This window comes from Faecalibacillus sp. MSK20_93 (assembly GCF_020589945.1).
GTDB classification, from domain to species: domain Bacteria; phylum Bacillota_I; class Bacilli_A; order Erysipelotrichales; family Coprobacillaceae; genus Faecalibacillus; species Faecalibacillus intestinalis.
In genome coordinates, this window is the sequence record NZ_JAJDKA010000028.1 from 1 (window position 1) to 22,454 (window position 22,454).

At 29.0% G+C, this 22,454-nt stretch carries 22 protein-coding genes and 1 pseudogene; 7 read left to right on the forward strand and 16 right to left on the reverse strand.

The annotated features are described in order from the left end of the window. Positions 1–94: 94 nt before the first annotated feature. A pseudogene (locus LJD34_RS16805) lies at positions 95–163 on the forward strand (IS3 family transposase); the annotation flags it as partial. A gap of 53 nt (positions 164–216) precedes the next feature. On the opposite strand, the gene LJD34_RS09230 reads toward LJD34_RS16805, so the two are convergent. The 5 genes from LJD34_RS09230 to LJD34_RS09250 all read right to left on the reverse strand — a co-directional run bounded on the left by LJD34_RS09230 (position 217) and on the right by LJD34_RS09250 (position 5,626). Continuing rightward, a complete protein-coding gene (locus LJD34_RS09230; RefSeq protein WP_032090410.1) occupies positions 217–762 on the reverse strand; it encodes a transcription repressor NadR in 546 nt (181 codons plus the stop codon). A 22-nt stretch (positions 763–784) separates the two neighbouring features. Next, positions 785–2,812, reverse strand: a complete 2,028-nt coding sequence (locus tag LJD34_RS09235; RefSeq protein WP_227359711.1) for an L-aspartate oxidase — start codon at positions 2,810–2,812, stop codon at positions 785–787. 9 nt (positions 2,813–2,821) lie between these two features. After that, entirely contained in the window at positions 2,822–3,727 is a 906-nt protein-coding gene (nadA, locus tag LJD34_RS09240; protein WP_227359712.1) for a quinolinate synthase NadA, read from the reverse strand. Positions 3,728–3,833: 106 nt separating this feature from the next. Then, positions 3,834–5,228, reverse strand: coding sequence for an ROK family protein (locus LJD34_RS09245; RefSeq protein WP_175301013.1), 1,395 nt, complete (start codon positions 5,226–5,228; stop codon positions 3,834–3,836). 68 nt (positions 5,229–5,296) lie between these two features. Beyond that, entirely contained in the window at positions 5,297–5,626 is a 330-nt protein-coding gene (locus tag LJD34_RS09250) for a cupin domain-containing protein (protein ID WP_022002797.1), read from the reverse strand. Between the two features lie 100 nt (positions 5,627–5,726). On the opposite strand from LJD34_RS09250, the gene LJD34_RS09255 reads away from it, so the two are divergent. The 4 genes from LJD34_RS09255 to LJD34_RS09270 all read left to right on the forward strand — a co-directional run bounded on the left by LJD34_RS09255 (position 5,727) and on the right by LJD34_RS09270 (position 10,133). Further along, complete coding sequence (locus LJD34_RS09255) at positions 5,727–6,410, forward strand: response regulator transcription factor (RefSeq protein WP_022002798.1); 684 nt, start codon at positions 5,727–5,729, stop codon at positions 6,408–6,410. After that, positions 6,392–7,363: a sensor histidine kinase gene (locus LJD34_RS09260; RefSeq protein ID WP_032090415.1), complete on the forward strand. Its 972-nt coding sequence runs from the start codon at positions 6,392–6,394 to the stop codon at positions 7,361–7,363. The genes LJD34_RS09255 and LJD34_RS09260 overlap by 19 nt, the downstream gene beginning before the upstream one ends. Positions 7,364–7,465: 102 nt before the next feature. Continuing rightward, the gene (locus LJD34_RS09265; protein ID WP_032090416.1) at positions 7,466–8,224 is read left to right on the forward strand and encodes an ABC transporter ATP-binding protein; all 759 of its coding nucleotides are present in this window, start codon (positions 7,466–7,468) and stop codon (positions 8,222–8,224) included. A gap of 1 nt (position 8,225) precedes the next feature. Further along, on the forward strand, positions 8,226–10,133 hold the full coding sequence (locus LJD34_RS09270) for an FtsX-like permease family protein (RefSeq protein WP_227359713.1): 1,908 nt from the start codon (positions 8,226–8,228) through the stop codon (positions 10,131–10,133). A 157-nt stretch (positions 10,134–10,290) separates the two neighbouring features. Here the strand turns inward: LJD34_RS09270 and LJD34_RS09275 are convergent, their stop codons facing one another. From LJD34_RS09275 to LJD34_RS09290, 4 genes are all read right to left on the reverse strand, one after another. Beyond that, complete coding sequence (locus LJD34_RS09275) at positions 10,291–11,655, reverse strand: MATE family efflux transporter (protein ID WP_227359714.1); 1,365 nt, start codon at positions 11,653–11,655, stop codon at positions 10,291–10,293. 70 nt (positions 11,656–11,725) lie between these two features. Beyond that, on the reverse strand, positions 11,726–12,412 hold the full coding sequence (locus LJD34_RS09280; protein WP_227359715.1) for a Bax inhibitor-1/YccA family protein: 687 nt from the start codon (positions 12,410–12,412) through the stop codon (positions 11,726–11,728). A gap of 10 nt (positions 12,413–12,422) precedes the next feature. Beyond that, a complete protein-coding gene (locus LJD34_RS09285) occupies positions 12,423–12,932 on the reverse strand; it encodes a nitroreductase family protein (RefSeq protein WP_118469618.1) in 510 nt (169 codons plus the stop codon). A 2-nt stretch (positions 12,933–12,934) separates the two neighbouring features. Further along, positions 12,935–14,233 carry an ATP-binding protein gene (locus LJD34_RS09290; protein WP_227359716.1) on the reverse strand — a complete coding sequence of 433 codons (1,299 nt, stop codon included), beginning with the start codon at positions 14,231–14,233 and terminating at the stop codon, positions 12,935–12,937. Positions 14,234–14,324: 91 nt separating this feature from the next. On the opposite strand from LJD34_RS09290, the gene LJD34_RS09295 reads away from it, so the two are divergent. Continuing rightward, a complete protein-coding gene (locus LJD34_RS09295) occupies positions 14,325–15,749 on the forward strand; it encodes an alpha-amylase (protein ID WP_227359717.1) in 1,425 nt (474 codons plus the stop codon). Here the strand turns inward: LJD34_RS09295 and LJD34_RS09300 are convergent. The 5 genes from LJD34_RS09300 to LJD34_RS09320 all read right to left on the reverse strand — a co-directional run bounded on the left by LJD34_RS09300 (position 15,707) and on the right by LJD34_RS09320 (position 19,589). Then, the gene (locus tag LJD34_RS09300; RefSeq protein ID WP_032090423.1) at positions 15,707–15,970 is read right to left on the reverse strand and encodes a type II toxin-antitoxin system HicB family antitoxin; all 264 of its coding nucleotides are present in this window, start codon (positions 15,968–15,970) and stop codon (positions 15,707–15,709) included. The two genes, LJD34_RS09295 and LJD34_RS09300, sit on opposite strands and share 43 nt — an antisense overlap. A gap of 215 nt (positions 15,971–16,185) precedes the next feature. Beyond that, positions 16,186–17,163: an asparaginase gene (locus LJD34_RS09305; protein WP_032090426.1), complete on the reverse strand. Its 978-nt coding sequence runs from the start codon at positions 17,161–17,163 to the stop codon at positions 16,186–16,188. 9 nt (positions 17,164–17,172) lie between these two features. Then, the gene (locus LJD34_RS09310) at positions 17,173–17,442 is read right to left on the reverse strand and encodes an acylphosphatase (protein ID WP_032090427.1); all 270 of its coding nucleotides are present in this window, start codon (positions 17,440–17,442) and stop codon (positions 17,173–17,175) included. Between the two features lie 22 nt (positions 17,443–17,464). Continuing rightward, positions 17,465–18,703 (reverse strand): aminotransferase class I/II-fold pyridoxal phosphate-dependent enzyme, encoded by a 1,239-nt coding sequence (locus LJD34_RS09315; RefSeq protein ID WP_227359718.1) that lies wholly within the window; start codon positions 18,701–18,703, stop codon positions 17,465–17,467. A 94-nt stretch (positions 18,704–18,797) separates the two neighbouring features. Continuing rightward, positions 18,798–19,589, reverse strand: coding sequence for an SDR family NAD(P)-dependent oxidoreductase (locus LJD34_RS09320; RefSeq protein WP_227359719.1), 792 nt, complete (start codon positions 19,587–19,589; stop codon positions 18,798–18,800). A 167-nt stretch (positions 19,590–19,756) separates the two neighbouring features. On the opposite strand from LJD34_RS09320, the gene LJD34_RS09325 reads away from it, so the two are divergent. Further along, positions 19,757–20,941 carry an MFS transporter gene (locus LJD34_RS09325; protein ID WP_117849692.1) on the forward strand — a complete coding sequence of 395 codons (1,185 nt, stop codon included), beginning with the start codon at positions 19,757–19,759 and terminating at the stop codon, positions 20,939–20,941. A 5-nt stretch (positions 20,942–20,946) separates the two neighbouring features. Here the strand turns inward: LJD34_RS09325 and LJD34_RS09330 are convergent, their stop codons facing one another. Together LJD34_RS09330 and LJD34_RS09335 are read right to left on the reverse strand one after the other, a co-directional pair. Continuing rightward, positions 20,947–21,645 (reverse strand): pseudouridine synthase, encoded by a 699-nt coding sequence (locus LJD34_RS09330; protein WP_227359720.1) that lies wholly within the window; start codon positions 21,643–21,645, stop codon positions 20,947–20,949. Between the two features lies 1 nt (position 21,646). Continuing rightward, entirely contained in the window at positions 21,647–22,453 is an 807-nt protein-coding gene (locus LJD34_RS09335) for an HAD family hydrolase (RefSeq protein WP_227359721.1), read from the reverse strand. Position 22,454 lies beyond the last annotated feature (1 nt).

The window sequence follows — 22,454 nt, forward strand, 5'->3', positions numbered from 1 at the left end:
CTTGCACTGCGACCTATCAGAAATGAACTGGTCAGCCAACAATGTTGGCAGGTAGCAAGAATCCCCTGTCTTTAGACATGGGGAGTGTCAAAATGAGAAAAGAATCAATGTAAAAAGAAAAGGATTGAGTCCATTAGCTTATAGACAACAATCCCTATCTTAAATTTTATAGTCCAACTATTTCAGTGCACTACACAACTATTGACGCTTTTTATTTTATTTATCTTTCCAAAAATCAACAGGTTCATATTCTTGTAACTGTGCAAGAAATCCAGCTTTTTGAAGTTCTTCTTGAATTTCATCGAGAATTTCTTCATTGTCTGCATGAACTGTATGATAATGATATCCTGATGTGACATTTTTTAGTAAGCTTGAATGTCCTGTTTGTAGATTTGTCATATAATTTTTAATATCTCTTCTTGAGGCAATATTTAATGTTGCTTTTACAATATTATAAACTTTATGATAAACAAAGACATCTTCAACATAACCACCTAAGTCAACAATTAAAGAAAGTTCTTTTTCTACTTCATTATCATCATGATGTACCTTAAAAATACGTTTACAAACTTTTTGTGTATTTAAAACATATCCTTTATGTGTTGAATAAATATCATAATCACCAGCACGAAGTAAAGCAATGTCTTGAACAATGACTTGTCGACTTACTTGGAGGGTTTTCGCTAAATATGTTCCTGATACAGGTTGTAAACTGTTTTTTAAAATATCAATAATGGCTTGTCTTCTTTTATTTCCATCCATAACTCGCCCTCCTTAATTGATATTATAGCACATGTAAATTCTTCAATGAAAGGTCTAATATTGGTGCAGAATGTGTTAGAGCACCACTTGAAACATAATCTACTCCTAAATTTGTAAGTCTTGCAATGTTTTCTTTTGTGACATTTCCTGAAACTTCAATTTCAGCACGATGATCAATATAAGCAATAGCTTCTTTTAACATATCATCATCCATATTATCTAGCATGATAATGTCTGCCCCTGCTTCTACTGCTTCTTTGACCATTTCCATATTTTCTACTTCAATTTCAATTTTTCTAACAAATGGTGCATATTCTTTAGCAAGCATAATGGCTTCTTTGACTCCACCAGCAGCACCAATATGATTATCTTTTAATAAGACACCATCACTTAAATTATATCGATGATTATGTCCACCACCAACTCTTACTGCATATTTTTCAAAAATACGATTATTTGGTGTTGTCTTACGAGTATCTAATAAACGAATAGAAGAATCTTTTAAATATTTTTGAACATTCGCTGTGTAAGTGGCAATTCCACTCATTCTTTGTAAATAATTTAAAGCAACACGTTCTCCACTTAATAAAATACGAACATCCCCTTTGACACGTCCTAAAAGTTGCCCTTTTTCTACATGGTCGCCATCACTTGCAAAAAATTCAACATCACACGCTTCATCTAATAATTCAAAAGTACGTTCAAATATTTGTAATCCACAAATAATACCATCTTCTTTACAAATTAAATCAACGACACCTGTTTTAGAAAAAGGCATAACACTATTTGTAGAAACATCTTCACTAGTAATATCTTCTTTTAAAGCACTGATAATAAGTGGGTCTACATTTAATTTTAAAGTTGTTTGATCAAACATATAATGAGCTCTCTCCTTTAAACTTTTTTCAATACGTTTGGCAGCACGTTTAGCAAAAACAAGACTTTCTAAAAGTGAATTACTTGCAAGTCTATTTTTTCCATGAACACCATTACATGCTGTTTCTCCAATAGCATATAAATGTTTCATACTGGTATGACTATCATAGTCTACTTTAATACCACCCATGAAATAATGTTGTGCAGGTACAACAGGAATAGGTTCTTCAAAAACGTCATATCCTTTTTCTTTACAATGTTCAACAATGTGAGGAAAATGACTTTCGATTTCTTCTTTACCAATTGGTCTTAAATCTTCATAAACATAATCTGTTTGATCTTTTTCCATTTGTTTAAAAATAGCTTCTGCCACAACATCTCTTGGAAGAAGTTCATTGACAAAACGATTTCCATTTTTATCTAAAAGAATAGCTCCTTCACCACGAACAGATTCAGAAATCAAAAAACTTCTTTCATGATCTGTTGTATATAAAGTTGTTGGATGAATTTGTACATAATCTAAGTTTTTAAGTTCGATTTGATATTTTTTAGAAAGTTCAATGCCGTCTCCAGTTAAATGAGGATAATTTGTAGAATGTTTATAAAGTCCACCGATTCCTCCTGTCGCTAAAACAACTTTTTTAGCATAAACTTTTTCTTCTTGATTATTTCTTTTAATCACACCACCTAAAGCAACATTTCCTCGAACAATTAAATCAACAAGAGGTGTATTTTCTAAAAGTGTCACATTCTTTTTTTGTCTTACTTTTTCTAATAAATGTCTCGTAATTTCTTTACCTGTAATATCTTCATGATAAAGGATACGTTTTTGGCTATGAGCCCCTTCTCTTGTAAAAGCAAGGCTTCCGTCTTCATTTCTTTCAAAATCAACCCCATAATTAATTAAATCTTGAATAACATCTGGTGATGATTTAATCATTAATTCAACTGAATAAGCATCATTTTCATAATGACCTGCTTTCATCGTATCTTCAAAATAACTATCATAGTCATCTTCATTTCTAAGCATACAGATTCCACCTTGTGCTAAAAATGAATCACTTAATTCCGCTTCTTTTTTAGTAACCATTAAAATATTTAAATCTTCTGGTAAATGTAAAGCCATATAAAGGGCTGAACATCCACTTCCTACTATTAATACATCTGTTTTCATATTCTACTCCTATTTTGCAAGTTCTAACATTTTTTTAAGTGGACTTAATGCTTTTTGCATAAAGTCATCATTTAAAATCACTTCATTTGTATCATTTTCTAAAACATCAACGATTTTTTCTAATGTCACTTTTTTCATATTTGGACAAACTTGTACATCCATAATAGTGTGTAAATTTTTATTTGGTGCTAATTCTTTGATTTTCGCAAAAACACCATCTACTGTCCCAATAATAAAATCTTTCGCTTCTGTTTGAACAACATAATCAATAATGGCAGAAGTACTTCCTACAAAATCAGCAGCTTCAACGATTTCTCTTTTACATTCTGGATGCACTGCAATTTTAGCCTCTGGATATTTTTGTTTCACTTCATTTAATTTATCCAAAGTAATATTGGTATGACGAGGACAATGTCCATAATTTGTCATCACATTTTTTTCAGGGACTTGTCTTCTTACAAAATCTCCTAAGTTTTGATCTGGTATAAAGAAAATATTTTTTTGTGGTAATGCTTTAACGATTTTTATCGCATTTGAAGATGTCACACAGACATCCGCATATTGTTTGATTTCAGCTGTCGAATTAATATAACAAACAACTGCTAAATCATCATATTTTTCTCTCATTTCTTTAATTTCTTTAATTGTAATCATATGTGCCATTGGACAATCCGCAAAGGCATCAGGCATTAAAACCTTTTTATTTGGATTTAAGATTTTGGCACTTTCCCCCATAAATTCAACACCCGCAAAAACAATACGATCAGCTTCTGTTTGACTTGCAACTTTAGCAAGATAAAATGAATCTCCAATATAATCAGCAATCTTTTGCACTTCTTCATCTACATAATAATGTGCTAAAATAATCGCATTTTTTTCTTCTTTTAACTTTTTAATTTTTCCTATATTATCCATATAACTTCTCCCTTTTCTCGAGGAGAGTATACTCCTTTTGTTTACACCTGACAAGACAGTTGCCAAAAATAAATATAAAAAAGATATCTTTTTTCAAAGATACCTCTTACATTTCTTTTAACCCTAATAAAATACATCCAATCAACATATATTCCTTTAAGCTTTCAATCTTAATCAAATCAGGGATATAACTCTTTGGCATATATTTTTCCATTTCTTTTTTTACATCATCACTTTTAGAAATCAACCGATTATAAATAATGATTGCATCCGGTGCCACCATCGAAGTAATCCCTAAACAATACTTCATTGTCCATTCAAGAGCTCCTTCTGGAGTTTTTTTGATTTCTTGATAATTCTCACTAAAAGAAATCGGTAAATACTGAATTTCACCCGCAATATTATGCCTTCCTTTAATTAAATGTCCTCTATGAATATGTCCTACTCCTCCCGTTCCACCAATACGTGCTTGATAAAGGAATGAAACAGATTCATAGTCATCTTGTGAAGCAAAATATCCCATCACAATTGTATTAACATCATTATTAATGACAATCTTTTGACTATATTTTTCTTCAAGAAAAGCTTGTAAATGACATTCATTCAAGCCATATTTTTTTAAAGTTACTACCCCATTATAAACAACCCCAGGTAGTGAAAGACTAATGAGTTCTATATCAGGATATCCATATAAAATCGTATTAATTAAATCAACAATATCATCGACTGAAATAGTGTTTTTATAGACTTCAAAATCTTCTAAAATCATATTGTTTTCATCATAAAGACGACTTACAAGTCTTACTTTTTGATCTAATTGAATAAAAGCAAGTGCTAAAACTTGTTGATGAGCTTTCAACATTTGTTTAATAGGTAAAGGATTTTCTTGTTGACTTTGAACTTCTTTTTCTTTATAAAGTTCATCTTCTAAAAAAGTAATCGTATTTCCCACATCATATTTTCCAAATAATGCAGGTGATAAAGCATAAACACGCTTATTTTTTAAGACTCCTTCTACTTCAGATAAACGAAATGATACCTGTGGTGCTAGTAGAATAACATCATAATCTTTCGCCATGTCATAAAGATTCCCATAAGAAACAGCATTAAATTCAAAATCTTTATTTAGAAGCTGTACACCCTCATTTAATTTTTCCGCAAAGAAACCTGTAGTAAGTCCACTTGTACACGAAAGAAGTACTTTTGTTTTTTTAGAAGTTGTCAACCTTTGTAAACAAAGACGCATGTCATAAAGTAAACCTAAAGCGTGATGAAAATTATTCATTTGAAAATGAATAAAGAAGACTTTTTCTTTAGTCATCTTATTTTCAACATCGAGTTCAATAATACAATCAGGATAAAAATTAATGAATCCTAAACCATATTTTGTTTCAATCACAATATTATCATTTACTTCTTTGACATCCCAATCATCTTCATTTTGATTCAACAGCCATCTCTTTAAAAGCTCTGTATCAATCTCTTTTAAAAAAGAATCCATCGTCCTCACCTCTTTTTTTTTATACATTTTTTCATCCAAAAATTAAAATTCTTGATAATAATCAAGAATTATTGTTCAGGTACAACTGCGAAATAAACAAGGTCTTCTTCATGATCATTGACCATTGTATGTTTATGACCTTTAGGACAATAATGAACACTTCCTTTATGAAGTTCTTCTCTTTGTCCATCATAAATAACATAACCATTACCAGAGATGACATAAATCACCTCACTGTTTGTTTCATGAACATGTTCTCCAACACTTCCACCAGTTGGAATATGTCCAATCATAAAACGATTCAAACCATCAAAATACATTTTTGCTTCAATGTATTTTTCGCCACCTTTAAAGTTTTCAAATTTGTCTAAATTATTTTCATCATATTCAAAAATCATTTTTATATCCCCCAATCGCTTTTCATTATAACATATCTTACAGAAATGTAAGATGACGAATTGCATGATTTTCTATATAATATTAGAAGAAGGTGATCTTATGTATAAATTATTAATTGTTGAAGATGATTTTATTATCGCAAAAGGCTTACAAAAACATTTTGAAAAATATCATTATGATGTTCAATATATAGAAGATTTTGAACATGTTTTAGATGAATTTTTAGAGTTTCAACCTGATCTTGTTTTATTAGATATCCATCTTCCTTTTTTTGATGGTTATTATTGGTGTCAAGAAATTCGGAAAATCTCACAAGTCCCTATTGTTTTTATTTCTTCCGCTAATGAAAATATGAATATTGTTTTAGCAATGAATATGGGTGGTGATGATTTTATTAATAAACCTTTTGATTTACAGGTTGTACAAGCTAAATTACAAGCGATTCTTAGAAGAACTTATAGTTTTTCTAAAGATTTTCATTTGTTAACTTATCAAGATGTTCATTTAGATATTTTAGCTGGAAAAATTACTTATCAACAAAAGGAACTTATTCTAACTAAAAATGAATTAAAAATCTTAGAATATTTATTTGAACATGCGGAAGTGATTGTTTCTCGTATTGATTTAATGAATCATTTATGGGATGATCACCAATTTATTGATGATAATACTTTAAGTGTTAATATGAATCGTTTAAGAAAAAAATTAGAAGATATTGGTTTACATGATTTTATTCATACTAAGAAAGGCTTAGGTTATTTATTATGTTTAAAGACTATTTAAAGAAAACATATCCCGTCTATCTTCTTTATTTGTTGTTTGTCTTATGTACTTTTGTTGTTTTAATGATATGTCAAATGATTTCAGATTTAATTATTTATATGTTAAGTCTCTATTTTTCTATCATCCTTCTTTATTTTTTACTTGATTATAGAAAATACAGACAACATCATCAATATTTGATTTATTTAAAAGACAATCCTGAATTGTTTGATAATTTACCTCAAGAAAGCTATCTTGAAGAAAAAACGTATCAAGAAATGCTTCAAATATTACAAAAAAAGATATTTCAACTTAAACAAGAAAATCAACAAAAATACAATAACACGATAGATTATTATACAAAATGGGTCCATCAAATCAAAACTCCTATTGCTGGATTAAAACTCATCATTCAAAATGATTACCCAGATAAAAAAATGCTTGTAGAACTTTTAAAAATAGAACAATATGTTAATATGGCTTTACAATATGTACGTTTAGATTCTATTCACCATGATCTTTCTTTTCAAAAAGTTTCTTTAGATCATCTTGTTAGTCAAGAAATCAAAAAACAATCACTCTTTTTCTTTCAAAAAAATTTAAAAGTAGATTATCAAATTAAAGACCTACAAATCTTAACAGATGAAAAATGGAGTGGTTTTGTCATTGAACAAGTTCTTTCTAATGCTTTAAAATATACGAAAGAAGGAAGTATTACTTTTTATAATGAAGGTGAAAAGCTTTATATTCAAGACAGTGGTATTGGTATTAAAGAAAGTGATCTGCCACGTGTTTTTGAAAAAGGATTTACAGGTTTTCAAGGAAGAAATGATAAAAAAGCCAGTGGTTTAGGTCTTTATTTATGTAAAAATATTTTTAATCAATTGGATCATTTGATTTCTATTGAATCAAAAGTAGGTCAAGGAACAACTGTTTGTCTTGATTTTAGTAAAAAAGAAATATTTATTGAATAATCTTACAAAAATGTAAGATTATTTTACTTACTTGTAAGATAAATCGATAGGTCATATTTTAGAAGTAGAATACAATAAGTATGTAAAAAGGAGGACACAAAAATGTCATTATTAAACGTTAAACATTTACAAAAAATTTATTCAACGCGTTTTTCAAGCCAAAAGGTAGAAGCTTTAAAAGATGTTTCTTTTGACGTTGAAGAAGGAGAATATATCGCCATTATGGGTGAATCTGGAAGTGGAAAAACAACACTCTTAAATATTCTTGCTTCATTAGATAAACCAACAAGTGGAGAGGTTTTATTAGATGGAAAAGATCTTACAAAAATCTCTGATAAACATATTTCAGCTTTTAGACGAGATAATCTTGGCTTTGTTTTTCAAGATTTTAACTTATTAGATACTTTTAATGTCGCTGACAATATCTATTTACCTCTTGTTTTATCAAAAGAACCCTATGCTTTAATGAAACCAAAACTAGAAAAACTTGCAAGATCATTAGGAATTAATCATTTATTAGAAAAATATCCTTACGAAATATCTGGTGGTCAAAAACAAAGAGTTGCGGTTGCAAGAGCCTTAATTACCCATCCTAAAATTATTTTAGCCGATGAACCCACAGGTGCTCTTGATTCAAAATCAACCGATCAACTTTTATCTATTTTTGATCAAATTCATCAAAGTGGACAAACAATTTTAATGGTTACTCATAGTAGTAAAGCAGCTAGTTATGCCAGTCGTGTCTTATTTATTAAAGACGGACAAATCTTCCATCAACTTTATAAAGGAGATATGTCTAATCAAGAAATGTATCAAGCTATTAGCGATACTCTAACAATGCTTCTTTCGGGAGGTCAATAAAATGAAATTTTATTTAAAATTGGCTTTAGGAAATATCAAAAAGAATAAAAAGCTTTATAGTTCTTACTTTATTTCTACTATTTTCTCTATCGCCCTTTATTTCATTATTAAAACTGTAGGAAATAGTCCTACTTTAAAGGATCATGATTCAATTACTATGTTTTTAAATTTAGGAGGCTATGTGATTGCCCTCTTCTCTTTGATTTTCTTATTTTATACCAATAGTTTTGTGATAAAGAATCGAAAAAAAGAAATCAGTCTTTATCATATATTAGGAATGGAAAAAAGAAATGTACGTTCTATGATGTTATTAGAAACTATCGTTATTGCTCTTATTTCTCTTGTAAGTGGTATTGTTATTGGAATGCTTCTTTCGCAAATTACATCTGTCATTATTTTAAGAATCATTCATAAAAGTATTCATTTTTCTCTTATTTTTTCAATAGATGCTTTTATAAAAACGATTATTATTTTCAGTATTATTTTCTTTTTATCACTTATTTATAATATTTCTGTTGTTGTTAGAAGTAATCCCATTGAACTTTTAAAAGGACAGAATATTGGTGAAAAAGAACCTAAAACAAAAATCTTTTTAACACTTTTAGGGATTATTGCTTTAGGTGCAGGTTATTATATTGCTTTGTCCATTACCGATCCTATGCAAGCTATGGTTTTATTCTTTGTTGCTGTTATTTTAGTCATGATTGGTACGTATTGTTTATTTACAGCAGGAAGTATTGCTTTATTAAAGTTTTTAAAATCAAGAAGAAACTTTTATTATCAACCAGCACACTTTACTTCTATTTCAGGTCTTTTATATCGTATGAAACAAAATGCTGTTGGTCTTGCTAATATTTGTATTTTATGTACTTGTGTTTTAGTGACACTTTCTTCAACAATTTGTTTATATAAGGGTATTCAAGATAGTATCAAAAGACAATATTACATGGATGGAACTATTACTGTAACTGATTCGGATTATCCAGACCAAGTCTATGAAGATGTTAAAGGATTATTAAAAAATAAAAAATATGATTCTCTTTACACTCTTTCTTATTATAATTACACAGGAAGTTTAAAGAAAAATAAAGTACATCTAAATGATTATGACTATAATCATTTAGCTTCTATTAATCTTATTTCTTTGGAGGATTATAATCATTATTTTAATCAAAATTTATCTTTAAATAATAATGAAGCTTATCTTTATAGTTATGAAGGTTATAATGATCATACCATTTCATTAGAGAATATTCCTTATACTATAAAAGGACAAATTAAAAATCGTCAACTTCAAGCAAATAATTGTTTTGCTCCAAATAATATCTCAATAGTAATCAATCAAAGTGCTTTAAATAACTATAAGCTTAAATCAAAAAGTTATTTCATAGGTTTTAATGCAAGTAAAAAAGTTGTAGATGAAGTAACTACTGCTATTATTCATAAAGATTATAATTACTTAGGAAATAAATATTATGTAAGTATACAAAATAGTTATGAAGATATTGATGTTATTTATGAATTATATGGTTCATTATTATTTATTGGAATTTTTCTATCAATGATGTTCTTAGTAGCAGCAATCGTAATTATTTATAATAAACAAATTTCTGAAGGATTTGAAGATCAAAATAAATTTGAAATCTTACAAAATGTTGGTATGTCACAAAAAGAAGTTAAACAGACGATTCAATTCCAAGTATTGATTTTCTTCTTTGTTCCATTGATTGTTGCCATCATTCATTTAGCCTTTGCCTATCCTTTAATCCTTCGTATTTTAAAAGGATTACAATGTAATGACAACGTTTATCTTATCTCAACTACTGGTTGCATTGCAGGTCTCATTATTATTTATACGATTGTTTATTTGATGACTTCTAAGGCCTATTATCGTATTGTTAAAAGATAAATCTAAAGCGGACTTAACAAGTTCGCTTTTATAATAAAAAAACAGAGAAAAATTCTCTGTTTATCCAACTAAAGCTCTAGTTCTCCGATTTATGTCTAACTAAAGCATGTTCTTTCTACAAGAACGATAACATATTGTGTATTCATACACAATAGCCCTATAAATCATTAACAATATTATGTACCCATATTCCTTTTCTTACAAGAATAAGACCAAGTGTTGCCTTAGGAATATCAACACATTGAACAAGTATATAAATTATAAGAATTGGTAGACTTGTTAGCCTTGTTAGTAATAAAGCAGCCATAAAAGTAAAGACAAATGTATAACCACTATCAAATAAGAATGTTAAAAACGTTTTTCCACCTGCTCGCATAGTAAAATAACTACTATAATAAACAGAAATAACAGGTAGCATACATGCTGCTACTTTAAGTAAAGATGTTGCAAGATTTTTTACTTCTACAGATGTGTTATAAATTTGTGGAATATAAATAGAAACATTAAATAAAACAACAGCCAACGTAAAACACATGATAAAGTTCATAAACACCATTTTCAAATCATAATCTTTCGCTCTTTCAATTTCACCTGCACCAAGTTGTTGTCCAACAACAATTGAAATAGAATTTCCCATAGCATAACAAACAATCATAAAGAAATTAGTAACGGTTGTGGTAATATTAATCGCTGCAACAGCAACAAGTCCTCTTGTAGAATAGCTTTGAGAAATCAAAGCAATAGAAATAGACCATAAGATTTCATTACATAAAAGAGGTAATCCTCTTTTCAACATTTCTTTAGTTGTATCAAAAGGAACTTTCTCCATCTTAATAGCATCTTTTAAATAAAGATTTCGAGAACCCCCTATAATATTAATACTCATTTCAATCACACGAGAAACAACCGTTCCAATCGCCGCGCCTGAAACCCCTAATTGTGGAAATCCAAAATGTCCAAAGATCAAAATATAATTAATACAGAAATTGACAATCACGGCGACCACACTCGCAATCATTGGTAAAATCGTATTTCCTGTTTCTCTAAGTGATGATGAATAAACTTGTGTAATCACAAAAGGAATCAATCCAACAAGCATAATTTTTAGATAATTCATCCCGTAATTTAATGTTTTTAAACTATCTTGAGGATTATCATTTAAATATAAAGAAATCAATTGTTGTCCAAATGTATAGAATAAAAAAATAGCTAGCAGTGCAATTATAATTCCTATAATCAATTTGATCCTAAAACAATTCTCCACTCCTTCTTTATTTTTCTTTCCATAAAACTGTGCCATAAAGATTCCTGGACCTGACATAGCGCCAAAAATCGTGACATTAAATACTTGTAATAATTGATTAGTAATAGAAACTCCTGACATAGAAAGTGTTCCTAATTGTCCAATCATAATATTATCTAATAAACTTGCAAGATTTGTAAAACCATTTTGAATAACAATGGGTATACAAATCGCAAGAACCATTTTATAAAATCCTTTACTTCCAATTAGTTTTTTCATATTCCCTCCTATGTGTAAAAGACATTATAATCGATTTTGCATTTAAAAAAAAGAGCTTTCGCTCTTTTGGTTATTTATTATCTCCTAATAATTGAAGAATATCTAAGAAGATATTAACAAAGTCTAAATAAAGATTAAATGCTCCATAAATACTTAATTTTTCTAACATTTCTGGATTAGATAAAGCATAATTATAAAGTTGTAATGATTTTTGCATATCATATGCCGTAATTCCTGCAAATAATGCAAGTGAAATAAGTGGCATAATAAGTGTTCCCACACCTAAATGAAAAATCATCACAATAACTGAAAAAATAATATAAACAAATAATCCTGCTAGACAGATTGTTCCAATTCTTGTTAGATCCATTTTAATCACTGTTCCTAATACAACAAGCACACCAAAGTAAATAGCTGCTACTAAAAAAGCAAGTGCAACACTAAAGGAAGTATAGCTTGCAATAACATAAGAAAATGTCACACCAGTAATGACTGAATAGATCATATAAAGAACTTTTGCCGTAATTGGTTTCATTGTCATTAAACGTCTTGATAAACCAATAACAACCGCAAATTGAAAAATAATTAAAATGAAAGGAAGCATTCCTGCATAAGACATAAATGATGATTTTTCTAAAGCAAAAGCCGTCACAAAAGTTGTTAAAACACCTATAATCATCCATTTAAAAATATTGTTAATGTATTGTTGTATCGTCATTGAACGATCTTCAACATATTCATAAGTTTTGTTATCCATATTCATTCTCCTATCCTTGAATAATACGATTTTCTAAAATTTTCTTTTCAGGTAAAGCTTTTTCAACATATCCTAAAATACAACAACCAACACCAACATAATCTTCTAAATGCCATTTTTGAAGATATTGTTGTCCCTTTTCTAACTCAAACATTTCTTTACAACGATTGATCCAACAAGAACCTATATTTAAAGCATAAGCTCCTGTTTGCATAGCACCAATCACTAATGAACCATCTTTTATACCATTACTTTCATCTTTTGGGACAAAGATAAAACATACTGTTGGTGCTCCATAAAAAGGATCAACATCTTTTCCAAAAATAATCGCATTAAGTTTTGAAAGTTCTTTGATTTCTTCTTGATTTTGAACAACCACAATTTTACTTGATTGTTTATTTTTACCACTAGGGGCATTTAAACCACAAGCTAAAATCATTTGTAATTCTTCATTTTTAATTTGTTCTTGTTTAAAACTACGACAACTTCTTCTTGTTGTAAGTGCTTCGATTGCATCCATTTTTATCTCTCCAATCCTAAAATATAATTGATAAATTGTTGAGCAGTTCTTCCTGAAGTTCCACCATGAGATAATTCCCATTTATTGGCTTCTAATAAAAGTTCTTTTTCATCCATTTCTATATTATTTTTATGCGCTAATTCTAAAACAATATGATTAAATTCTTTTTTCATTGGTTTAGAATAATTGATTTTAACTCCAAAACGATTAACTAATGAAAGTTTTTCTTCCATGGTATCTGATTGATGCATTCCATTTTCTTGAACAACATCATTACGATCAGACCAGTTTTCTTTAATAAGATGTCTTCTATTACTTGTTGCATAAATAAGAATATTTTCAGGTTTTGTTTCAACCCCACCTTCAATTACTGCTTTTAAGAATTTATATTCAATTTCAAATTCTTCAAATGATAAATCATCCATATAGATAATGAAACGATAATTTCTATTTTTAATCATCGCAATAATATTTGATAAATCTTTAAACTGATGTTTATAGATTTCAATCATTCTTAAACCTTGATCATAAAATTCATTTACAATTGCTTTAATACTTGTTGATTTACCTGTTCCACTATCCCCATAAAGTAAAACATTATTTGCTTTTCTTCCTTCAACAAAAGCTACAGTATTATCTAATAACTTTTTCTTTTGAATTTCATAACCAACTAAATCATCTAAAACAACTTCATCCATATTATTAATTGGTTTTAATTCTACATAGTTTTCATGACTTGTCGCAATTCTAAAAGCTTTATTTAAACCAAACATACCTACTCCATAATCTTTGTAGAATTGCGTTACAACATCAAAGAATTCTTGTTCATTCTTTGTTTCTTCTAATTTTTTAGAAAGTTCTTGGACTTTTAAAGAAACATTCTTATTGTACATCAATTCTGGTTTAGATAAAGCTTTATAATCAGCAAGTGTTGAAAAACAATCAATATTTAATTCTTTTTCAATACTCCTAAAATCATAATGGAAAAGATCATAAAATACTTTAAAATCATTTAAAGCAAAATGATTAACAGTTCCTTCTCTTGCTCCTTGTTTTTCACAAGTCATACTAAATGGATTTTCATTTGTCATTAATAAATAAGTTAAATAATTATGCCATAAATGATCATTAAATCCATATTGAGTTGCAAGTTCTAATAATCTTTTTATTTGGCCGTAAATTTCTTGACGAAGTTCATGATTTGATTTTTCATCATCTGATAACAACTTAGCAAGTTGTACTAAAATTTCATCCTCTGGTAAATTCCCATAAAGAATTAAGTTTGATATTAATTCATACATATATATAATCCCCCTAATTTTCTTTATTTTACCGCATCTTTTAGGAAAATGAAATAAAATGATGTATAATAGTTTCAATGAGGTGAAAAAAATGGAAAATGGTGTTTTATTACAAGGGTTTCATTGGTATATAAAACCTGAAGAAAAACTTTGGAAACAACTTCAAGAAAAAGTAAAATCTTATAAAGAAATGGGTTTTTCAGCTATTTGGTTACCACCTGCTTATAAAGGCGTTGGTGGCATCAATGATAATGGTTATGGTGTTTATGATCTTTATGATTTGGGAGAATTTAATCAAAAAGGAAGTATTGAAACAAAATATGGAACAAAAGTGGATTATTTAGCGTGTATTCAAGCTTTTCAAAAAGCAGGAATTGATGTTTATGGAGATATTGTCTTAAATCATAAAATGGGCGCTGACGGTACTGAAATTGTTAACGCAAAAGAAGTCAATCGTCAAAATACTAATGAAATCATTTCTGGTGATGAACAAATTAAAGTCTATACTCTTTTTACTTTTCCTGGTAGAAATAAAAAATATTCTGATTTTATTTGGCATTGGTATAATTTTGATGGGATTGATTATGATGAAAAGACCCATCGTAATACCATTTTCCTTTTTGATCAAAAAAGTTGGGATCAAGAAGTCGATGATGAAAATGGCAATTATGATTATTTAATGGGAGCGGATTTAGATTTTGGAAATGAAGAAACCGTTCAAGAAGTTACCTCATGGCTTTATTGGTATATAAATTTAACTAAAATCAATGGCTTACGTCTCGATGCTGTTAAACATATTCCCGCTTCTTTTTATAAAAACCTCTTGCCAAAAATATATCATGATTTTAATAAAGAATTATTTACGGTTGGTGAGTATTGGCACGGAGATGTGTATCATTTAGAAAAGTATTTAAAAGAAGTCAATTTTGAAATGTCTTTATTTGATGTTCCTCTTCACTATCATTTTTACGATGCAAGTCATAATGAAAATTATGATTTTTCTCATATTTTTGATCAAACGCTTGTTTCCATGTATCCTTCAAATGCAGTTACCTTTGTCGATAATCATGATACGGAACCAAGTCAATCATTAGCTTCTTTCATTCCTGATTGGTTTAAAGGACATGCTTATTGTTTAACTCTTTTAAGAAAAGCAGGGTATCCTTGTGTTTTCTATGGTGATTTAGAAGGTATTGATTATGAAAATGTTTCTTCAAAAAAAGAAATGCTTCAACAGCTCCTTTCTTTAAGAAAACAATATAACGAAGGAAATCAAGAAGATTATTTCGATCATCCTCATTTAATTGGTTGGACAAGACATACTGAAACAAAAGCAATGGTTATTATTATGACGAATTCAACTGGTGGTATAAAATCAATGTATGTTGGTAAAGAAGATCGGCATTGTTATTATGTCAATGTCTTTAATGGTTATCAAAGAGTTCTTATTAATGAAGATGGTTACGGTGATTTTTATTGTGAGGATAAAAACTTTGCTGTATACGTAAAAGAGTAATGATTCAGTTTTACTGATTCATTACTCTTTTTTATAATTATAAAATTAGTTTTTTTGTCATATAATCCAGTTAAATTCAATTCAATCTTTACAACAGTTTCTTTTACATCAATATTTTCAAAATCATTCCCACATATTATTGCTTCTGGAACATCAGAAAATGAAACCAAATATCTTCCATCATCTTCTTTTAAGAAAATGACAGGATAATATAATTTCATACTCTTTCTCCTTCTTATATTTTTCATTGAAATTATTTTTGTACTTAAGCCTCTCAAAATTTATTCTTTCCTAAAAAAAAAACGGGTGTCTTACCCGCAAATTGAGGGACCCTGGTCTTACGACCAGCCCAATTAACAAATTTCTATTGCAAGTAGAGTGTACCATAAATCTATCTTCTTTTCATACATGTTTAAAAAAAGAAGGATTTCTCCTTCTAATATTGTAAAAAGATTTCTCTTATTTCATCACGATCATGTGTTTGTGTTAAAGCAAGCATTAATAAAACTCTCGCTTTTTGTGGCGATAAGGTATTTGATGAAATACATAAATGATGTGGATCAAAGATTTCATCATCAAAAACAATTCCTTGTGAAATACGTGAAGAACGTACAAAAATTGTACCCTTTTCAGAAAGTTCTTCGATTGCTTTTAACCAAGCTTGGCTATAATTTCCACTTCCTGACCCTGCAATAACAATTCCTTCATGATCACTTGCAAGATCATATAAGATTTTAGCATCCGCACCACTGTAATAAAAAGCAATCGCTACACTTTTAATAGAATCAATACGTTTGTTAAAACGTGATTTTATCGTATGAATCTTACTTGTTTGTGTATAGAAATAGACTTCTTGATCTTGCATATATCCTAAACATCCAAGAGATCTTTGATCAAAGGCATCAATTTTAAAATTATTAACTTTTTCAATATCTCTTCCTGAATAAATTGTATTAGAAAATAAAGCAAGAACCCCACGGTTATAAGATTCTCCATGACAAGCTAAACAAATAGCTTGATAAAGATTAAATGGACCATCTGCACTCGTTGCTGTTGCTGGACGCATTGCTCCTGTTAAAACAACAGGTTTTGGTGTATTTAATGTTAAAGTTAAAAAATAAGCTGTTTCATCTAAAGTATCTGTTCCATGAGTAACAACCGCACCATCAATCGTATCATCCGACAAAATTTCTTCAATATTATTTTTTAAGATCAACCATTTTTCATGAGTCATTTCATTACTATCAATATTCATTAATTGATATTCTTTAATATGCGCCACTTCATTGATTTCTGGAATTGTTTCAATAATTGAATCAATATCAATTTCTCCTGCATGATATGCTGCAGTTTTCCCTTTTTTTCCAGTACCAGCAATTGTACCACCTGTTGCTACAATAGCAATTGTTTTCATAGTTCCTCCTTAATATCGTATTTCAAAAGATTTTTCATACTCTTTTATATTTAATAAATGATAATGGATTTGTTCTATTTCAATAAATGGTTGTTGATAGAGCTTTTCAATCATTCTTTCTATTTGCATTCCTTCTCCTTGAACTTCCATAGAAACCGAACCATCATATTCATTTTTTACAAACCCCGTTAATTTTAATTCATTTGCGATAGAAAAGCAACGAAAACGAAAACCAACACCTTGAACTCTGCCTTTAAATAAATACTTTCTTCTTTCCATAAAAAATAACCGGTTTCCCCGATTATTTTAAACTATCTAAAATTTCTTTCATTTTAAAGGCAAGTCCTTGGCATTTTTCTACTGATAAAGAACATAAAGCAACACGAATACCTTTATTGACTTTAATTGTATAAATATCTTGAGCAAGCATTGCTTCATGGAATCGTGTTAATAAATCATCATCTTCTACTTTTAAAGTAACAAAGAAACCTTCTTTATATGGATAATAAGTTAAACCACATTCATCTGCTTCTTTTTTAAAGACTTCACATCTTTGTCTTAATAAATCAACATATTTCCCTTTTTCTTCGTTAAATTCATCTTTATGTTCTGTTGTAACTTTAACAAAGTTTTCCATTGCTGCATTAGGAATATTTGACCAAGAAGCTCTTGCATGTTTTTCCATTAAGATTTCAAGTGCTCGAACATCTTCTTGATTTCTTGCTAAAATAACAGCACCCCCACATCTTAAACCATAAGATGTAAGTGTTTTAGAACAAGAGAACGCTACAACAATCATGACTTGATCATTCATACGATTAAATGCATTCATATAATCTCTTGATCTTTCTAAGTTATAAGAATAGTCAATATAAGCAATATCATCTAAGATAATAACAGGTCCTTCATTTGATAATTCATTACAAAAATCAATCACTTGATTCCATTCTTCAACTGTCATAGAATATCCTGTTGGGTTATGACATGGGTCATTGATAATCGCTAAAACTTTACCTTGTCTTGCCATTACTTCACGACAAGTTTCTTTAAAGCTTGTAGTATTGAATGCATCTCCATCAAACATTTGATAGGCTTGTACTTTACAATTAGCAATCGTTGCCATTGATTTATAGTTACCCCATGCAATATGAGGAATAATTAAAGTTTGACCTTCGTCTAATACATTTAAAATCGTTGAACTTACGGCTCCTGAACCTCCAGGTGTTCCAATAACACTATGACATAAATCAAGTTTTGTGTCTTGTACGACCCAATTATAAACTTGTTTTCTAAAATTTGGATTTCCACTAAAACTAGAAGCATATTTTGCTTTTGTTCTATTATCTAAACTGTTATACGTATTAAATACGGTATCTAATGCAACTAAATTTCCATCTTCATCATATAATGAACCAATTGTCGCATTGACAATATTTTCTTTTCCTTTTTTAGCAATTGCATCATTTGCTAAACTTACGATTTTAAAAACATTATCAACAATTGGTTGATGATCAATATTTTCTCTAATAAATTTTTTCATCACACATACCTCTTCATATTCATTATTACTTGTATCTTATCATACTTTAATAAAAAATTCTCTAATTTTAAAGATTTTTTTAATTAAATACAATTTATCTTATTTCTTTTGTTCCATCTAACTCTTGATAAATCATCCAAATTTTCTTAACTAAACGATGTGGCAAAACCTTCATTCCTAAAATTTGTATTCGATTGATTGTTCCATATAAAGAAACATCCTTAGAACTTTCCATATCTTTGATAGCTTTTTTAATAACATCTTTTGCTTGATATACTTTTCCATAACGGATAACCACAGGCTTTTTATCTTTTTCAACTGCACGATCAAAAAATTCTGTTTCAACCCAATAAGGACAAATAGCTAATACATGAATCCCTCGATACTTCAATTCTTCATTTAATGCCCTTGAATAATTAAGAACAAAAGCTTTAGAAGCAGCATAAATATTTAAATAAGGAATTGGCATATATCCACTACATGAAGCAAAATTAACAATGTGACTTTCTTTATGCATATAAGGTAAAACAGTATTGACCATTTTGACAACTGCCAGCATATTTAAATTCATCATATTTTCAATTGTTTCTAACGACATATTTTCATAATGATCTAATTTTCCATATCCTGAACAATTAATCAATGCTTTTACTCTAGGTTTTTCTTGAAATAAAGCTTCTTGAATAATTTCAAAAGATTCTTTTTGCGTTAAATCTAAAGCAAAAATTTTTACCTTTGTTTGTAGTTTTTCCTTTAAACATTCTAATCTTTCTTTTCTTCTAGCAATCACCCATATTTCATCTACTTGATACTTCTTTTCAATTTGCATAGTAAATTCTCTTCCCATACCTGAACTTGCTCCAGTTACAATTATTATTTCTTTCATTTTTTATCACCACTTCTATTATAAGTTTCTTTCGAAGCAAGTCAAAATATTCTCCTTTTTTTCATAATATAAAAAAGCGCTTACAATTATTCTTTTTATGATAGAATATAGATAAGTTATTTCATTAAAACATACAATATGATTATTATTTAAGGAAGGAAATGTTTATGAAAAAAAATCGTAGTTTAAACTTGAAGTATGCTGGTAGCCAAATTTTCTACTTTGCTGCTTTTGCTTCTATGATGGGTTATGCTTCTGTCTTTTTATTAGATAAAGGATGTACAAACTCACAAATTGGTATTGCTCTTGCCCTTTCAAGTATTATCGCTGTTATATTACAACCAATGCTTGCTTCTTTTGCAGACAATCATAAAAATATTGAAATGCGAAATATCATTGCACCAATTGTTTTATTAGTCATTGCTTTATCCGCAATTCTTTATTTAATTCCAGGAAGTGCTTTATTTGTTTTATTTTTAGTAGTTACTATTTTTTCAATCATGTCATCAATCATGCCCCTAATGAATTCTCTTGCCTTTGTTTTTGAACAACATGGTATTGAAATCAACTATGGTCTTGCTCGTGGATTAGGTTCTGTAGCTTATGCAATCGCTTCTCTTGTTTTAGGACATGTTGTCGAAAGTTTTTCACCAGGTATTTTACCTCTATTCTATATTATTTTTACAGCTTTATTATTTGTTGTTGTTAAAATGTTTGTTTTACCAAAAGGTTATGAAAAAGAAGTAGTCAAAGAAGATACAAAACAAGAAGAAACAGAACAACTTTCTTTTGGTAAGTTCTGTATGAAATATAAAAAATTTATTTTATTTTTAGTTGGTTTTGTACTTGTCTATTTTGCGCATACAATTATCAATAACTTCTTTATTCAAATTATTACAAATATCGGTGGAACAAGTGCTGATATGGGAAATGCTGTTTTCGTTGCAGCAATGTTGGAACTTCCAACAATGGCTTTCTTTACAAAGATGTCTGAAAAAATTAATTGTGGAACACTTATTAAATTTTCAATTTTAATGTTCTGTGTAAAACATGCACTTACATATTTTGCGACAAACATGATTATGATTTATCTTGCCCAAGTATGTCAAATGTTTGCCTATGCTTTATTTGTTCCAGCCTCTGTTTATTATGTTAACGAAAAAATTGCTGTTGCCGATCGTGTTAAAGGACAATCGCTTGTTACAACTTCAATGACTTTATCAGGAGTATTTGCAAACTTCGCAGGTGGAATTATGCTTGATGCTTTAGGTGTTGGACATGTTTTACTTGCTGGTGTCATCTTATCGATCGTCGGTGCTGTTATTGTTATTTTAACGACAGAAAAAGTTTAAGCGACTCAATATTGAGCCGCTTTTTTTATGAGCTTATTTCTTTCTTCTTTATTTAAAGGACGTGACATACCTTCTGATAAGTTTTCATCCAAAAGAATTTCATCAAATGAAATTCTTTTTAAAGAAACAACTTCATTCTTCAATGATAAAAACATCTTTTTGATTTGATGATATTTTCCTTCTTCTATTGTCACATACCCGTGATAATCATCTATAATTTCAAGTTTTGCTGGTAAACATTGAATCTTCTGATCAATGATGATTCCCCTTTTAAAAGCTTCTTGATCTTCCTTATTAAGTCTTTCTTTTGTTTCAACAAGATAGGTCTTCTCTACATGATTTTGTGGTAACAATAATTTCTTTAAACTTTTATCATTAGTAAGAATCAAAAGTCCTGTCGTATCACGATCTAATCTTCCTAAACAAAAACAATCTGGATAATCAATTAAATCAACAACACATTTTTCCTTTTCATCTTTATTGGCACAAAGATAACCTTGTGGTTTATTGAGCATAAGATAATGAAATGGTTGACTCTTTAACATTTTTCCCTGATAAATAAGAACATCCTCTTCTTGGATCTTTCTTTTACAATTGGTTTCAACAACACCATTCACTTGGATCAAACCATGTTTAATAAGTGTTTTGCATTCCTTTGTATTACCTAAATTATTGTACATTAAAATATAATATAAATCTTTCATATTAATCCTTATAATTTTCTTCTAACCAACGTGCTACCGCATCTTGATCGTGACGACCAACAACACCTGTTGCTTTTTCTTTAAGCTCTTTACAGGCATTTTCTACCGCATAGCTTTCATCCGCTATTTCAAACATCGATAAATCATTTAAACCATCGCCAAACACAACAACCTTCTCACATTTTAAATAATCTTTTAATTGTAAAATAGCATGCGCCTTGGTTGCTTTTTTAGGTAAGATTTCAAGCCACCAATCTTGACTATAAATATCTTTAGAAAATAAACATTGATATCGATCTTTTAAATCATGATAAAAACTTTCTAGTTGTTTTTTGGAAGCAATACATGAAACATAGAAAACATCGCCTTGAAAGAGATTATTTTCAACTGGATTTTTTCTTTTATCATTACGTGTACTTATAAAATCTAGTTGTTGTTTCGTTGATTTACTAGAAATGTAACTAAATTTTTCTTGTTCATTTATAAAAGCATAAACAATAGGATAAAAGTCTTTTTGATTAAAATAATGAGCTAAATCATTGACTTCTTCTTTTAAAAAGAAATTAGATACTAAAATTTCTTGGCTTTGATTATCAATAATAAAGGCGCCATTATAAAGAATCAAAGGAATTTTTGCACTTAAGCCTTTGGTTGCTGGTTTGGCTGAATAATAAGATCTTGCGGTTGCATAAGAAAACAACATTCCTTGATCAACAAGTTTTTCAATTGTTTGATTAGTATAAGTTGATGTTTGTTGTTGACTATTTAAAAGCGTACCGTCTAAATCAGAAACATACAGTGTTTTCATT